This is a genomic window from Algibacter luteus (genome assembly GCF_030344935.1).
Lineage (GTDB): Bacteria > Bacteroidota > Bacteroidia > Flavobacteriales > Flavobacteriaceae > Arenitalea > Arenitalea lutea.
This window is the reverse complement of the sequence record NZ_CP128313.1, coordinates 260,451-275,843: the sequence shown is the minus strand read 5'-3', so window position 1 is coordinate 275,843 and position 15,393 is coordinate 260,451. Positions and strand designations below refer to the sequence as shown.

At 34.6% G+C, this 15,393-nt stretch carries 17 protein-coding genes and 1 tRNA gene; 12 read left to right on the top strand and 6 right to left on the bottom strand.

What is annotated here, in order from left to right; genetic code table 11:
* Window positions 1–347 precede the first annotated feature (347 nt).
* Window positions 348–2,144, bottom strand: coding sequence for a translation elongation factor 4 (gene lepA / locus O5O44_RS01240; protein ID WP_019386918.1), 1,797 nt, complete (start codon window positions 2,142–2,144; stop codon window positions 348–350).
* A gap of 75 nt (window positions 2,145–2,219) precedes the next feature.
* Complete coding sequence (locus O5O44_RS01235) at window positions 2,220–3,317, bottom strand: TolB family protein (protein ID WP_289195406.1); 1,098 nt, start codon at window positions 3,315–3,317, stop codon at window positions 2,220–2,222.
* Window positions 3,318–3,371: 54 nt separating this feature from the next.
* Between O5O44_RS01235 and O5O44_RS01230 the strand changes: the two genes are divergently transcribed.
* Complete coding sequence (locus O5O44_RS01230; protein WP_289195405.1) at window positions 3,372–4,595, top strand: M20/M25/M40 family metallo-hydrolase; 1,224 nt, start codon at window positions 3,372–3,374, stop codon at window positions 4,593–4,595.
* A 9-nt stretch (window positions 4,596–4,604) separates the two neighbouring features.
* Window positions 4,605–4,997, top strand: coding sequence for a DUF4345 domain-containing protein (locus O5O44_RS01225; protein ID WP_289195404.1), 393 nt, complete (start codon window positions 4,605–4,607; stop codon window positions 4,995–4,997).
* On the opposite strand, the gene O5O44_RS01220 is transcribed toward O5O44_RS01225, so the two are convergent.
* Window positions 4,986–5,519 (bottom strand): hypothetical protein, encoded by a 534-nt coding sequence (locus O5O44_RS01220; RefSeq protein ID WP_289195403.1) that lies wholly within the window; start codon window positions 5,517–5,519, stop codon window positions 4,986–4,988. The genes O5O44_RS01225 and O5O44_RS01220 overlap by 12 nt on opposite strands.
* A gap of 122 nt (window positions 5,520–5,641) precedes the next feature.
* Here O5O44_RS01220 and dusB point away from each other — a divergent pair, with 122 nt between their 5' ends.
* Window positions 5,642–6,637, top strand: coding sequence for a tRNA dihydrouridine synthase DusB (dusB, locus tag O5O44_RS01215; RefSeq protein WP_289195402.1), 996 nt, complete (start codon window positions 5,642–5,644; stop codon window positions 6,635–6,637).
* Between the two features lie 155 nt (window positions 6,638–6,792).
* Here the strand turns inward: dusB and O5O44_RS01210 are convergent, their stop codons facing one another.
* The gene (locus tag O5O44_RS01210; protein WP_289195401.1) at window positions 6,793–7,998 is read right to left on the bottom strand and encodes an FtsX-like permease family protein; all 1,206 of its coding nucleotides are present in this window, start codon (window positions 7,996–7,998) and stop codon (window positions 6,793–6,795) included.
* An 8-nt stretch (window positions 7,999–8,006) separates the two neighbouring features.
* Window positions 8,007–8,411, bottom strand: coding sequence for a 30S ribosome-binding factor RbfA (gene rbfA, locus O5O44_RS01205; RefSeq protein ID WP_019386911.1), 405 nt, complete (start codon window positions 8,409–8,411; stop codon window positions 8,007–8,009).
* Window positions 8,412–8,563: 152 nt separating this feature from the next.
* Between rbfA and mce the strand changes: the two genes are divergently transcribed.
* The 3 genes from mce to O5O44_RS01190 all read left to right on the top strand — a co-directional run bounded on the left by mce (window position 8,564) and on the right by O5O44_RS01190 (window position 9,630).
* Entirely contained in the window at window positions 8,564–8,968 is a 405-nt protein-coding gene (gene mce / locus O5O44_RS01200; protein ID WP_289195400.1) for a methylmalonyl-CoA epimerase, read from the top strand.
* A gap of 50 nt (window positions 8,969–9,018) precedes the next feature.
* A tRNA-Ile gene (locus O5O44_RS01195) sits at window positions 9,019–9,092 on the top strand.
* A gap of 334 nt (window positions 9,093–9,426) precedes the next feature.
* Entirely contained in the window at window positions 9,427–9,630 is a 204-nt protein-coding gene (locus tag O5O44_RS01190; protein ID WP_019386909.1) for a PID-CTERM protein-sorting domain-containing protein, read from the top strand.
* Here the strand turns inward: O5O44_RS01190 and O5O44_RS01185 are convergent.
* Entirely contained in the window at window positions 9,627–10,223 is a 597-nt protein-coding gene (locus O5O44_RS01185; RefSeq protein WP_289195399.1) for a riboflavin synthase, read from the bottom strand. The genes O5O44_RS01190 and O5O44_RS01185 overlap by 4 nt on opposite strands.
* Window positions 10,224–10,285: 62 nt before the next feature.
* Here O5O44_RS01185 and pdxA point away from each other — a divergent pair, with 62 nt between their 5' ends.
* The 6 genes from pdxA (at window position 10,286) to accC (ending at window position 15,348) form a co-directional block, all read left to right on the top strand.
* Window positions 10,286–11,338, top strand: coding sequence for a 4-hydroxythreonine-4-phosphate dehydrogenase PdxA (pdxA, locus tag O5O44_RS01180; protein ID WP_289195398.1), 1,053 nt, complete (start codon window positions 10,286–10,288; stop codon window positions 11,336–11,338).
* A 125-nt stretch (window positions 11,339–11,463) separates the two neighbouring features.
* On the top strand, window positions 11,464–12,006 hold the full coding sequence (locus O5O44_RS01175) for a YceD family protein (protein WP_289195397.1): 543 nt from the start codon (window positions 11,464–11,466) through the stop codon (window positions 12,004–12,006).
* 9 nt (window positions 12,007–12,015) lie between these two features.
* Window positions 12,016–12,219 carry a 50S ribosomal protein L32 gene (rpmF, locus tag O5O44_RS01170; RefSeq protein ID WP_019386905.1) on the top strand — a complete coding sequence of 68 codons (204 nt, stop codon included), beginning with the start codon at window positions 12,016–12,018 and terminating at the stop codon, window positions 12,217–12,219.
* Window positions 12,220–12,399: 180 nt separating this feature from the next.
* Window positions 12,400–13,401 carry a beta-ketoacyl-ACP synthase III gene (locus tag O5O44_RS01165; protein ID WP_289195396.1) on the top strand — a complete coding sequence of 334 codons (1,002 nt, stop codon included), beginning with the start codon at window positions 12,400–12,402 and terminating at the stop codon, window positions 13,399–13,401.
* A gap of 22 nt (window positions 13,402–13,423) precedes the next feature.
* Complete coding sequence (gene accB, locus O5O44_RS01160) at window positions 13,424–13,909, top strand: acetyl-CoA carboxylase biotin carboxyl carrier protein (protein ID WP_289195395.1); 486 nt, start codon at window positions 13,424–13,426, stop codon at window positions 13,907–13,909.
* An 86-nt stretch (window positions 13,910–13,995) separates the two neighbouring features.
* A complete protein-coding gene (accC, locus tag O5O44_RS01155) occupies window positions 13,996–15,348 on the top strand; it encodes an acetyl-CoA carboxylase biotin carboxylase subunit (protein WP_019386902.1) in 1,353 nt (450 codons plus the stop codon).
* Window positions 15,349–15,393: the final 45 nt, after the last annotated feature.

Below are 15,393 nucleotides of genomic sequence, written 5' to 3'. Positions count from 1 at the left end.
AAATTAAGCAAAACAGTGTTTAGAAATTGTAAAATTGTTAATAACATTTACGTCTTTTTGTAGATGTTTTCAATCAAATTTTAAAATTAGTTAAACGTGGTATTTAAAGGACTTGCTTTTAATTAACTATCTGAAATAGTTAATGAGATATAAACTTACGAAAATATTTATTAACAATTTGAAGCTGTTTAATTTTTATAGAAAATAATGTAGAAATAGAAATTCGCCAAATTATTAGCAACAAAATGAGATGAAATGCCAATTTTAATTCTGATAATTCAACCAAAATTAAAAATTAATTGAAATTGAATAGCAGATTTTAGATTTATGAGCGAAATTTTCTGAAATTAATCATTCAGCTTTAATACTGCCATAAATGCTTGCTGCGGAATCTCGACATTTCCTACTTGACGCATACGCTTTTTACCCTTTTTCTGCTTTTCAAGAAGCTTACGCTTACGCGAAATATCACCACCATAACATTTAGCAGTAACATCTTTACGAAGTGCTTTTATGGTTTCACGCGAAATAATTTTAGCACCAATAGCCGCTTGGATAGGAATATCGAATTGTTGGCGTGGAATTAACTCTTTAAGTTTTTCGCACATTTTTCGTCCTATAAATTGTGCGTTATCGGCATGTATTAAAGCAGAAAGCGCATCTACAGGTTGTGCATTTAACAAAATATCTAAACGCACTAATTTTGATGGTTTCATGCCAATTGGATGATAATCAAAAGAGGCGTATCCTTTAGATACTGTTTTTAGTCTGTCGTAAAAATCGAAAACTATTTCTGCTAACGGCATTTCAAAAGTAAGCTCAACACGTTCTGGTGTTAAATAGGTTTGATTGGTGATAATACCTCGTTTTTCAATACACAAAGACATCACATTACCAACAAAATCGGCTTTTGTAATGATGGTTGCTTTGATATATGGTTCTTCAACGCGGTTTACAGTTGATGGTTCTGGTAAATCGGATGGGTTGTTAACCACAAAGGCTTCATCTGGATTTTTGTTTGTATAGGCGTGATAAGATACGTTGGGAACGGTTGTTATTACCGTCATATCAAATTCACGTTCTAAACGTTCTTGAATAATTTCCATATGCAACATGCCAAGGAAACCACATCGGAATCCGAAACCTAATGCCGCTGAACTCTCTGGAGAGAACACCAACGACGCATCATTTAACTGCAGCTTTTCCATTGAGGCACGAAGCTCTTCATAATCCTCAGTATCAACAGGGTAAATACCAGCAAAAACCATTGGTTTTACATCCTCGAAACCTTCAACTATATTGGTTGTTGGTTTTGCATAATCGGTAATGGTATCTCCTACCTTTACCTCTTTGGCTGTTTTAATACCTGTAATTAAGTAGCCTACATCTCCTGTTTTTACACTTTGTTTTGCTACTTGAGTTAGTTTTAAAGTTCCAACTTCATCGGCGTAATAATCTTTATTCGTGGCAACAAATTTAATGTGTTGTCCTTTTTTTATTTCACCATTGAATACTCTAAAATAGGTTTCAATGCCTCTGAAAGTGTTATAAACTGAATCGAAAATTAAAGCTTGTAACGGTGCGTCTGGATCACCTTTTGGTGCAGGAACACGTTTTATAATGGCTTCAAGAATATTATCTACTCCAAAACCTGTTTTGCCACTGGCGTGAATAACTTCTTCTGGGTTACAACCTAATAGGTCTACAATATCATCAGTTACCTCTTCTGGGTTGGCACTTGGTAAATCTACTTTATTTAAAACAGGAATAATTTCTAAGTCGTTTTCTAAAGCTAAATATAAATTAGAAATGGTTTGCGCTTGAATACTTTGAGCTGCATCAACAATTAACAATGCACCTTCGCAGGCTGCAATTGATCTAGAAACCTCATATGAAAAATCGACATGACCAGGAGTATCAATAAGGTTCAAAATATATTTTTCACCTTCATATTCATAGTCCATTTGTATGGCGTGCGACTTAATGGTAATACCACGTTCGCGCTCCAAATCCATACTGTCTAGTAACTGGTCTTGCTTTTCTCTAGCGGTTACAGATCCTGTAAAATCTAATAAACGGTCGGCAAGGGTACTTTTACCATGATCAATATGTGCAATGATGCAAAAATTTCTAATATTCTTCATAAGGACATCTCTATAAAAAAGATTTTGCAAATATAGTTGAAATATTCAGCTATTTCGAGAATATTTCAAAAGCTATTAATCTTGCCATTCAGCAATAAAAAGATTCGTGTCTCTTCCGCCACCATTATTTCTATTTGATGAAAATGCTAAATATTTCCCATCGTTTGAAAACACAGGAAAGGCATCAAAAGTTTCACTATGAGTAACGCGCTCTAAGTTTTTACCATCTATATCAATTAGGTATAAATTAAACGGAAAACCGCGTTCAGCTTCGAAATTTGAAGAGAATAATATTTTTTTACCTGAAGGATGAAAAAAGGGACTCCAATTGGCATTTCCTAAATCGGTTAATTGTCTTAAATCGCTTCCATCAGCATTACAAATATACAACTCCATATCGGTTGGTTCTACTAATCCGTCAGCCAATAAATCTTTGTATTCTTTAATTTCTTGTTCCGTTTTTGGTCGAGACGAACGGAAAATGATTTTGGTACCATCTGGCGAAAAGAAAGCGCCACCATCATAACCTAGTTCATCTGTGATTTGTTTTACATCGGTGCCATCAAGATTCATGGTGTATAATTCTAAATCGCCACTTCTAGTTGAGGTGAATACAATTTTATCACCTTTGGGCGATACAGTTGGTTCTGCATCATAACCTTTTTCGTGAGTTAATTGCTTTACGATATTGCCTTCCAAATCCGCAACAAAAATATCGAAGGTATCATAAACAGGCCAAATGTATTTACCATTTTTTCGTAATGGTGTGTCTGGACAATTTTCATCTCCTAAATGTGTTGATGCGTAAATAATATGTTTGTTGTCTGGCAAAAAATAAGAACAAGTTGTACGCCCTTTACCTGTAGATATCATTGGAGGCATGTTGTCTTTAAAAGTTTCGCCAACATTCATTAAAAACATTTGGTCGCAACTTACATTCCAGTTTTTGTTATTAGATTGAAAAACGATTTGTTTGTCGTCAAAACTCCAATAAGCTTCAGCATTATCGCCTCCAAAAGTAATTTGCTTAATGGATTTAAAATGAGTTTCTCCCGGGAAAATTAGCGAGTCGGTTGTTTCTTGAACTTGCACTTGTTTTTCAAGGTTTTCTTTTTTTTCATTTTTACATGCAAAAACTAAAAGTAACAAGGCAACTAAGTAAATCTTATTCATTCTGAAAAATTTATAAGTAATGTTTAAATTTGAACAAAATTAATATTTATAACCATGAAATACTCAATAGCGCTTCTTTTTTTGTTTTTACTGAATTCTTGCAAACAAGAACCTGTTAAAATAGTTTCGATAAAAGATGATGTTACATTTTTATCAGACGATGCTCTAGAAGGCAGACAAACCGGAACCGATGGCGAAAAAGCAGCTGCAGATTATATCGCGAAGCGTTTTGAAAAACTAGGTTTAGAGGCTAAAGGTACAAATGGTTATTATCAAAATTTTACGTTTAAGCCTAAAACCAATCCGCATCAAACAGTAAATTATACGGTGAAAGATGGTGATAGTACCATAACAGGAACAAATGTTTTAGGGTTTTTAAATAACAATGCTGACCATACTATTGTTATTGGTGCGCATTTCGATCATCTGGGTTATGGCGCTGAAGGTTCTCTTCACAGAGGTGAAAAAGCCATTCATAATGGTGCCGATGATAACGCCAGTGGCGTTGCCGTTATGTTAAATTTAGCTGATAAATTAAAAAATAAAAACACGAGCAACAACTACTTGTTTATGGCATTTTCGGGTGAAGAAATGGGCTTGTTAGGTTCTAATTATTTTGTAAAAAACGCAACCATTGACACCCAAAAAATTAATTATATGATTAATATGGATATGGTTGGACGTTTAAAAGCCGACAGTACGCTTGCGGTTTATGGCGTTGGTACATCACCTATTTTAAAACAGACCTTAAACGCACATAATAGCACTTTTAAATTAATTCAGAAAGAATCGGGAATAGGCCCAAGCGATCACACATCGTTTTATAATGCCGATATTCCTGTGTTACACTTTTTTACGGGTCAGCATGAAGATTACCATAAACCAACAGACGATTTTGATAAACTGAATTATGAAGGGATGACAACCATTTCGAATTATATTTTTGAAGTCATTTCAGATTTAGATAACAACGGAAAATTACCGTTTAGAAAAACTAAAAACGAAAGTGAAGAAACACCACGATTTAAAGTTGGCCTAGGTGTTATTCCAGATTATATGTTTGATGGAAAAGGCATGCGTATTGATGGTATTAGTGAAGACAAACCTGCACAAAAAGCAGGGTTACAAAAGGGTGATATTGTCATAAAACTAGGCGATAGTACTGTGACAGATATGATGAGTTATATGAAGGTTCTAGCAACGTTTGAAGCTGGTGATAAAACTAAAGTAACAGTTGATAGAAACGGCAAAGCGGTAGAGGCTACCATTCAATTTTAAAGCTGCCACATGATTAAAACCAAACAGGATTTCATCAATAAAATACACCTGATAATTTCGGTTGTTATCTTGGTTCCAGTGGCTTTTGTTTATGGTTTTAATCCAGATTGGAAATTCGATATTCACTTAAATACTACCGACGAGCACAACTTTTTTAAAGCGATAATGGGTCTGTATTTAGGCTTTTCTGCACTTTGGCTCTTGGGTGTTTTTAAAGAACCATATTTAAAATTAGCCTTAATAAGTAATCTTATTTTTATGCTAGGATTGGGTTTGGGCCGACTTTTAAGTTTGTTACTAGATGGAGCGCCAACATTTGCCTACCTTTTTGGAACTTTTGCTGAACTATTTTTAGGCTTTTATGGGCTTTGGGTGCTTAAAAATCTGAAATTAAATTCCTAAAACTTTAGCATCAACTTTAAAAGTGGCAAAAAAGTCGATGTCATAGAATTCCGAAGTCGTTTCATCTGCTACGGCCGCTATTCTCAGTTTAAAAGCATCTTCTTTCAGATAGTTTTTTAATTCAACATTAATAGTATTTAATTCAAGACTATTAGAGTTGGTATTTTCAATATCAAATAAATTAGCAATTTCTACTTCTTCAACATTTTCAGTGCTTATGTAGATTTGAATGTATTTTAAGAAATTAAAATTCCCTGTTTCTGGAGACGAAATTATAAGCTTCAAACTTTTTAGTTTAATGCTTTCAATACTGTTGGCATTGGTGTTATTATTTTCAAAAGTAGTTTCAGTGTTCGATTCAATGTCCGATGTAAAAAGACTTACCGGCACACCCACAACGGGGACGGGGTTTAATGTATAGCTTGTATCGTAGTCTAAATCAAACTTCGTTAGTTCATCAACAACATCACAGTTTAGAAACGGTAAAATGAACAATATAAGTAAGTAACACTTGGCTTTCATAGAAAATAATTTCGTGTAAATATAAACATTTAAAGGCTAGATTATTAGCCTTTACGTATTTACAACGGTGTGTGACTTAAATAAATTAATAAAACCTGTATTTTTGCAAAAAAAAAGAATTCGTGGTAAAAATAGATAATATAGAACTTCCAGATTTTCCATTGTTGTTAGCACCTATGGAAGATGTAAGCGATCCACCATTTCGTGCATTGTGTAAAGAACAAGGCGCCGATGTGGTGTATACCGAGTTTGTATCTAGCGAAGGCTTGATTCGTAATGCTGCAAAAAGCGTTATGAAGCTTGATATTTATGAAAAAGAAAGACCAGTAGGCATTCAAATTTTTGGAGCCAATCTGGATAGCATGTTGCAGACCATTGATATTGTTGAAAAATCCAATCCAGATATAATCGACATTAATTTTGGGTGTCCGGTAAAAAAAGTAGTGAGTAAAGGTGCCGGAGCGGGCATTTTAAAGGATGTGTGTTTAATGGAAAAACTCACTGCCGAAATGGTAAAACGCACCAACATTCCTGTAACCGTAAAAACCCGTTTGGGCTGGGACCACGATTCCATAAAGATTGTTGAAGTTGCTGAACGGTTGCAAGATGTTGGTTGTAAAGCCATAGCCATTCACGGTCGTACAAGAGCTCAAATGTATAAAGGTAATGCCGATTGGAAACCAATTGCAGCAGTAAAAAACAATCAACGCATGCACATTCCAGTATTTGGAAATGGCGATGTAGATTCCCCAGAAAAAGCGGCCTTAATGCGCGATGAATATGGATTAGATGGTGCTATGATTGGTCGTGCAAGTATTGGTAACCCTTGGTTTTTTAAGCAGGTAAAACACTTTTTTGAAACAGGCGAGCATTTAGCACCTATAAGTTTGGAAGAACGTGTGGAAGCGGCACGCAGACATCTGCAAATGTCTATAGATTGGAAAGGTGAAATACTAGGTGTTTTTGAAACCAGACGCCACTACACCAACTATTTTAAAGGCATTCCGCATTTTAAAGAATACCGGATGAAAATGGTAACTTCAGATCATTCAGAAGATGTTTTTGCGGCCTTCGATGAGGTTCTTGAAAAGTTTGCAGGGTATCAGTTTACCGAGTAGTTTTTTTATTTGGGCAAATGGCAAGCCACCGCGCTATTCGTTACTAGTTTTGGCTCGATGCGCGCCTCGCCAAAAGCTAAACACTACTATCGCTTTTGCTACTATCAGCCAGCAACTATTATAGTTCTAAAGGTTTTAGCATCTAAATAAATGCTTTAAATGTTTTTAACCAAAGACGTTGCAATTCTTGACGATGCAATTTTTGATGCGATGATGCCTAAAACCGAAATGGTTATAAACACAATAAAGAAGTTTTCTAGCTTGATGGTTACGGGGTATGCTAGTGTTGGCGTTATCATTACCCAGCTAAAAGTTTTTTGCAGCGCTATAATAACTAAGGCTAATCCTAAGCCAATAAGCCCGCCAACAACTCCAATTAAACTGCCTTGATAAAAGAAAATTTTACGAATATCTTTTAACGTAGCGCCAATATTAAACAAGGTGTTTAGACTTTGTTTTTTATCTAACACCATCATGATAAGCGAGCCAATAACATTAAAAAAGGCAATAATTAGCACTAAAGTGAAAATGAGGTAAACGGCTAAATTTTCGGTGTTGAGCATTTTATAAAGGGCATCGTTTAGTTGTGCTCGGTTTTTTAAAACAACCTTGTCGCCTAAAATATTTTGTATTTGTGCTTTAGCTTGGGTTTCGTCTACACCGTTTTTTAGTTTAAATTCTATGGCTGAAATTTGATTGGGCTCGTAATTCAACAAATGTTTGGCTAAATCTATAGGCGCAAAAATGTATGAATCGTTTAATGTTTCGTTAATGTAAAACACACCAACACTTAATGTTTTTACGCTATTAAATGCATTCTTGGTACTGGTAATTTGGCCTTTACCAGGTTTTGGCACGTAAACCGTTATTGGTTTGGTGAAATTTAAAAGCCCTAAAGATAAACTGTTGGAAATACCCCAACCGGTAACAATTTGATTGGATTTTTGTTCAAGCCAATTGCCGTGGTCTATAGTCGATTGTATTTCAACAACATCTTGAAAATGTTCGTCTACACCTTTAATTATGGCCAGTGTGTTTTTGTCTTCAGATGAGAGGAAAACACGTTCTTCAATTATTTTTGAAAAACTGGCAACGTCTTCTAAATTTTGGAGTTTGGTAGCTTCATCATCGGTTAGCAAAAACGATTTTCCTTGCGCCGCTTCAGCTTTTAAATCAGGATCTACCTGACTTGTAAATTGAAGTGTAAAATCTTTTAAGCCCGCAAACCCAGAAAGCACAATAAATAACGAAGCAGAGCCTAGAATAACACCAATTATGGCAATATAGGTTATGAAGTTTATAGCATTGTTACTGCTTTTTGATCGCAGGTAACGTTTTGCTATGTATAATGAGAAGCTCAATGATTTACTTAAGATTTTTTTCTTTTATCAAGAATAGTAGGGTCTTTTATTGGGTTTTCTTTTCCCTTTAAAGATTTTTCAATCTGGTCTATATACTCTAATGAATCGTCAATGAAAAACTCTAAATTTGGCATACGTCTTAATTGATGTTTGGTGCGTTGTGCTAATTCATGTCGAATTAACGGCGTGTTAGATTTTATGCCTTCAAGTAGTTCTTTGCCTTTATCGTTGGGGAAGATGCTTAAATATACTTTAGCAACACCTAAATCTACCGTTACTTTTACTTTAGTAACAGAAATTATAATACCACGCATACCGCCTTGTGTTGCAGCACCTTGCAATACTTCAACTAAATCTTGTTGTAAAACAGAACCTATTTTTTTTTGCCTTTGACTTTCTTCTGCGTTGCTCATAATAATTTAACCGTTATGGGTTATGGTGCAAAAATAACGGATATTTAAAGATAATGTTACTTTTAGCTTGCTATTTTCATATCTTGATGATGATTTTCAGGAATTTTAAAATAGAACCCCCTTCTTAGAGGGAATGACAAAATGATTATTTTATGAATAAAATTGAACATATAGGTATAGCTGTTAAAAGCCTTAAAGATTCAAATACGTTATTTTCAAAACTCTTTGGTGAGGCACATTATAAAATAGAAGAAGTGAAAAGTGAAGGCGTAAACACTTCTTTCTTTAAGGTGGGCGAAAATAAAATCGAACTATTGGAAGCCACTAAAAAAGAAAGCCCAATCGCAAAATTTATTGAGAAAAAGGGAGAAGGCATTCATCATATAGCTTTCGATGTGGATGATATAGTTGCTGAAATTGAGCGACTTAAAAAAGAAGGTTTTAAAGTACTTAACGAAACGCCAAAAAAAGGTGCTGATAACAAGTTGGTTGCTTTTTTGCATCCAAAATCATCAAATGGTGTTTTAATAGAATTGTGTCAGGAAATAAAGGATTAATTTTTTCTTGCTAACAATTAAAATAAGTAGTAATATTGCACTCCAATTTCGGTCCTATAACTCAGTTGGTTAGAGTATCTGACTCATAATCAGAAAGTCCCTGGTTCGAGCCCAGGTGGGACCACTTCTAGAAATTGTAAAGCCTTTCAATACTGAAAGGCTTTTTTATTTAATATAATTTATTCAAAATCTTATCGTTATACTTTACACCTAAAATTAAGAGAACCAAACTTAAATTTTCAGTTTACAAGTATTTACATATATTTGTTCTGTAAATTAAAAGTGAGGGATTAATTTTACACAACTTGTTTGTTTAACGTTGTTATTAACAAATGTTTATTGAAAAATGATAGAAAAATGCATTTCATCGATGTTTTTAGTCATTTCATAGACGTTTTTTAGCAGATAATCGTGTAATTATTTTGTGAACTCTCTTTTTTTTATACATTTGTGACCCAATGACAATACAAAATAAAAGAATTATTGCCTCAATCTTATTTGTATTAATAAGTGTTGTATGCATCGCTCAAACTGGGCCCACACCGCCGCCTCCAGGTCCGCCGCCACCAAAAGGATTTCCTATTGATGGAGGGTTGCTATACGGTATGGCATTTGCCTTATTTTATGGGGTTAAAAAGTTACTTGTAAAGCGTAACAACTAAGACAACTTGTTAATCTCAACAAGTTTTGCAACATATTTTCCTAAAACATCAAATTCTAAATTAACCACAGTACCTACTTTAAAAGTATTAAAATTGGTGTGCTCATAAGTAAAAGGAATAATCGCCACACTAAAAGAATCTTCACCAGAGTTTACAACAGTTAAACTAGTTCCATTTACTGTTATTGATCCTTTTTCAATGGTTATATTATTTAAAGTACTGTCATATTTAAAGGTGAAAACCCAACTACCGTTTTCTTGTTTTATGTTTGTGCAAACTGCTGTTTGATCTACATGTCCTTGTACAATGTGCCCGTCAAGTCGGTCGCCAAGTTTCATAGCGCGTTCCAAATTTACTTTATCCTCTACTTTTAAATGATTTAGATTCGTTTTATCTAAAGTTTCTTTTATCGCAGTTACTGTATATTCATCGTTATTTATGGCAACAACGGTAAGGCAAACCCCATTATGAGCAACGCTTTGGTCTATTTTTAGTTCAGGAGTAATTTTACTTTTAATTGATATATGAAGATTATCTAAATCAGGTCTTAAATTCGAAACCACACCAATATCTTCAATAATTCCAGTAAACATTATATTCTTTATTTAATTAGTTAAATTTGCATCAAAATTACAAACAAAAGTTGTCATATATAATGAAGCAAGAAGAAAATATAAAAGTAGGCATATCCATAGGCGACTTAAACGGTATTGGTGGAGAAATCATTTTAAAAACATTTGAAGACTCAAGAGTTTTAGATTTTTGTACGCCAGTAATCTTTGCTTCGGCAAAAACAATGAATTTTTTAAAAACGCATTTCAAATCTGAAATCAATTTTAACAATATTAATAATTTGAGCCAGATAGCTCATAATAAGGTTAATGTTTTCAATTGTTGGAAAGACGAAGTAAAAATCGAATTCGGTAAAGAAGATATGAAAATAGGGGCTTTTGCCATAAAATCTTTAGAGTCTGCAACAAAGGCGTTAAAAGATGGAGAAGTAGATGTATTGGTAACGGCGCCAATTAATAAGCATAATATTCAATCTGAAGCATTTAAATTCCCAGGACATACCGATTATTTAGCACAAGAATTGGAAGGCGAAAGTTTAATGTTTATGATAACAGATACTCTTAGAGTTGGTTTGCTTACAGACCATGTACCTGTAAAAGATGTATCAACTCATATTACATCAGCATTAATCGAACAAAAAATAAACACAGTTTATAATTCGCTGTTAAAAGATTTTAGAATTCAAAGACCTAAAATAGCAATATTGGGCATCAACCCGCATACTGGAGATAATGGTGTTATTGGAAGTGAAGACGATGAAGTTTTAAGACCCACATTGCATAAAATAAAAGAGCAAGGAAAATTAGTTTTTGGTCCTTATGCTGCCGATAGCTTTTTTGGCTCAAACAATTATAAAAATTTTGATGCCATAATTGCTTCATACCACGATCAGGGGTTAATTCCGTTTAAAACATTATCCTTTGGTCAGGGTGTCAATTACACTGCAGGTTTAAATAAAGTAAGGACTTCACCAGATCACGGAACAGCATACGAAATAGCGGGAAAAGGTGTTGCGGACGAAAACTCGTTTAAAGAAGCCGTTTTTAGTGCCATTAGGATTTTTAAAAACAGAACGAGTTATGAACAACTAACCGCAAATCCATTAAAAAAATCTCCTAAAAAAGAGCGTCGTTAAATAGCTGAATATGAGTTGAAACTCTACTGAAAAAAGGGTTAAAAAAACATAATCAAAAAAATGTTGATAACTCATGCTAGGTAAATAAAAATTTATATATTTGCAGGCTCAAAATAGATGTGATTATGAAGCTGTTGAAAGAGTTTACAATTCCATTTGTAGGATTAAAAATAGGGAAACATCATTTTGAGTATGCGATAAAGCAAGCGTTCTTTGAACATTTTGAGTATGAAGATTTTAATGATGTAAATATTAATGTTGATCTAGAGTTTGAAAAAAAGAGCACATTATTAGAATTGCACTTTAAAATTACTGGATGGGTTAATATTAATTGCGATATCACAAACGAACCTTATAACCAAATAATTGAAAATGATTTTGTTTTGGTGGTGAAGTTTGGGGATGAATATAACGATGAGAATATTGATATTCTTATTGTTCCTCATGGCACTTACGAAGTTAATATACAGCAATATATATATGAACTATCAGTGTTAGCTGTACCTATTAAAAGAGTGCATCCAGGAATTGAAGATGGTACATTAAACTCAGAAATACTCGAAAAGTTAGAGGCTTTAAGCCCAAAAGAACAAAAAGAAAACAAAGAGAAAGAAGAGGAAATTGATCCTCGTTGGAATACATTAAAGAAATTATTAACGGATAAATAAACATATAAAATGGCACATCCTAAAAGAAAAATCTCGAAAACAAGAAGAGATAAGAGAAGAACACATTACAAAGCAACTGCGCCACAGATTGCTACATGCCCAACAACAGGTGAACCACATTTATACCATAGAGCTCACTGGCATGAAGGAAAATTATATTACAGAGGTCAAGTATTAATTGATAATTCTGGAGAAGTAGAAAACGTTGCATAAACTATTATGCATGCATATATAAAACGCTCATTTATGAGCGTTTTTTTTATGAAATGCTTTTTCTACTTAACAAAAACGTGTAATTTGTAAATTATTAAGTGAAAATTTAGTAGTTTTCATGAAATTTTGAACGTTTTTGTCCTATTTTAATCAATTTTTGGTCGAATTAACTATAAAAGTATGAGTAAAATCTCAGCGGCAATAACAGCTGTAGGTGCATATGTGCCAGAGTATGTATTAACCAATCAAATTCTTGAAACAATGGTTGATACTAACGACGAATGGATTACCTCTAGAACAGGAATCAAAGAACGTCGTATTTTAAAAGAAGATGGTAAAGGCACTTCTTTCCTAGCCATTAAAGCAGCTCAAGACCTTATTAATAAAAGAGGTATAGACCCAAAAGATATAGAGTTGGTAATTGTTGCAACCGCAACACCAGATATGAAGGCAGCTTCAACAGCTTCTTTTACGGCTTCAGAAATTGGAGCAACGAATGCGTTTTCATTCGATATGGATGCCGCATGCTCTAGTTTCCTTTATGGTATGTCTGTTGCTTCAACCTACATCGAGTCCGGACGTTACAAAAATGTTTTACTTATAGGAGCAGATAAAATGTCGTCTATCATAAATTATAAAGACAGGGCCACTTGTATTATTTTTGGCGATGGTGCTGGTGCCGTTTTGTTCGAGCCTAATGAAGAAGGATTAGGGTTACAAGATGAATATTTAAGAAGTGACGGTACAGGTAGAGAGTTTTTACAAGCAACTTATGGAGGTTCTTCACATGCTTTAACAGCAGAAACTCTTGCACAAGGAGGGCATTACGCGTTTCAAGAAGGGCGAACAGTTTTTAAAAATGCCGTTTTTAATATGGCGGATGCGACAGTTAAAATTTTAGAACGAAATAATCTTACCAAAGATTCTGTAGATTGGTTGGCAGCACATCAAGCTAATAAGCGAATTATTGATGCAACTGCGCAGCGAATAGATTTAGACGAGAAAAAAGTAATGATAAACATTCACAAGTACGGAAACACGACTTCTGCGACGTTACCATTGCTATTACACGATTACGAATCACAACTTAAAAAAGGAGACAATATTATTTTTGCTGCCTTTGGAGGCGGATTCAATTGGGGTGCTATTTATTTAAAATGGGCTTATAATTCAAAAAACTAACCACTAACTAATTAGTATAATTATGGATATCAAAGAGATTCAAAACTTAATTAAGTTTGTTGCCAAATCTGGCGCCAGCGAGGTTAAATTAGAAATGGATGATATTAAAATCACCATTAAAACAGGGTCAGATTCAGATACAACTATTGTGCATCAGGTTCCTGCTCAAATGCCGCAACAAGTCATTGCAGCTCCTGCAGCTGAAACTCCTGCAGCTCCTGCGGCCGCCTCAGAACCTGCGGCTCCTGCAGCTTCAGACGACTCAAAATACATTACAATCAAATCGCCAATCATTGGTACATTTTATAGAAAACCTTCTCCAGATAAACCTTTATTTGTTGAGGTAGGACAAACCATTGCTGAAGGCGATGTATTATGTATTATTGAAGCAATGAAACTTTTCAATGAAATTGAATCTGAAGTTTCAGGGAAAATTGTAAAGATTTTGGTAGACGATTCTTCTCCAGTAGAGTTCGATCAACCATTATTTTTAGTCGATCCATCATAACCTATTAAAGATTCCAATAAACAAATCTCAAAATCCAATATTTGGAATTTGGCGATTGGAATTTGTAATTTTTAATTCAAGAAGTTATGTTTAAAAAAATATTGATTGCCAATAGAGGGGAAATAGCACTTCGTGTTATTAGAACCTGTAAAGAAATGGGTATTAAAACCGTAGCAGTATATTCTACTGTTGACGCAGAAAGCTTACACGTTAAGTTTGCCGACGAAGCGGTTTGTATAGGTCCTGCTCCAAGTAGCGAGTCTTATTTAAAAATGTCTAATATCATATCAGCTGCCGAAATTACTAATGCAGATGCCATTCACCCAGGATACGGATTTTTATCAGAAAACGCTAAATTTTCAAAAATTTGTGAAGAACACGGAATAAAATTTATTGGTGCTTCTCCAGAAATGATAGAGCGTATGGGCGATAAGGCAAACGCCAAAGCCACGATGAAAGCTGCAGGCGTACCATGTGTACCTGGAAGCGAAGGGGTTATTAAAGATTTTGCAGAATGCCAAAAAGTAGCTAAAGAAACCGGTTACCCAGTTATGCTTAAAGCATCTGCTGGTGGCGGTGGAAAAGGCATGCGAGGTGTTTTTAAACCCGAAAAATTAAAAGAAGCTTGGGACTCTGCAAGACAAGAAAGTAAGGCAGCCTTCGGTAATGATGATATGTATATGGAAAAGCTTATCGAAGAGCCAAGACATATCGAAATTCAAATTGTAGGCGATTCTACAGGTAGAGCTTGTCATCTTTCAGAAAGAGATTGCTCAATTCAACGTCGTCATCAAAAATTAACAGAAGAAGTGCCATCGCCTTTTATGACCGATGCACTGCGTAAAAAAATGGGTAAAGCTGCGGTAAAAGCTGCAGAATATATAAAATACGAAGGTGCCGGAACTATAGAGTTTTTAGTAGATAAGCACCGTAATTTCTACTTCATGGAAATGAATACACGTATTCAAGTAGAGCACCCAATTACAGAACAAGTTATCGATTTCGATTTAATTCGCGAGCAAATTCTAGTAGCAGCAGGCGTTCCAATTTCAGGTAAAAATTACGAGCCAAAACTACATTCTATCGAGTGTCGTATTAATGCCGAGGACCCTTACAACGGTTTCCGTCCGTCGCCAGGAGTTATTACAACGTTACATGCTCCAGGAGGGCACGGTGTGCGTTTAGATACGCATGTTTACGCAGGTTATGCCATTCCACCAAACTACGATTCTATGATTGCTAAGTTAATTACAACGGCGCAAACCAGAGAAGAAGCCATCAATAAAATGAAACGTGCTTTAGATGAGTTTGTTATAGAAGGTATAAAAACAACCATACCGTTCCACAGACAACTCATGGATCATCCAGATTATTTAGCTGGTAATTACACCACTAAATTCATGGAAGACTTTGTTATGGAAAAACCAAACAACGACTAAATATTAGAAACTCCGGAAGCAATTTCGGAGTTTTTTTATGGCGTT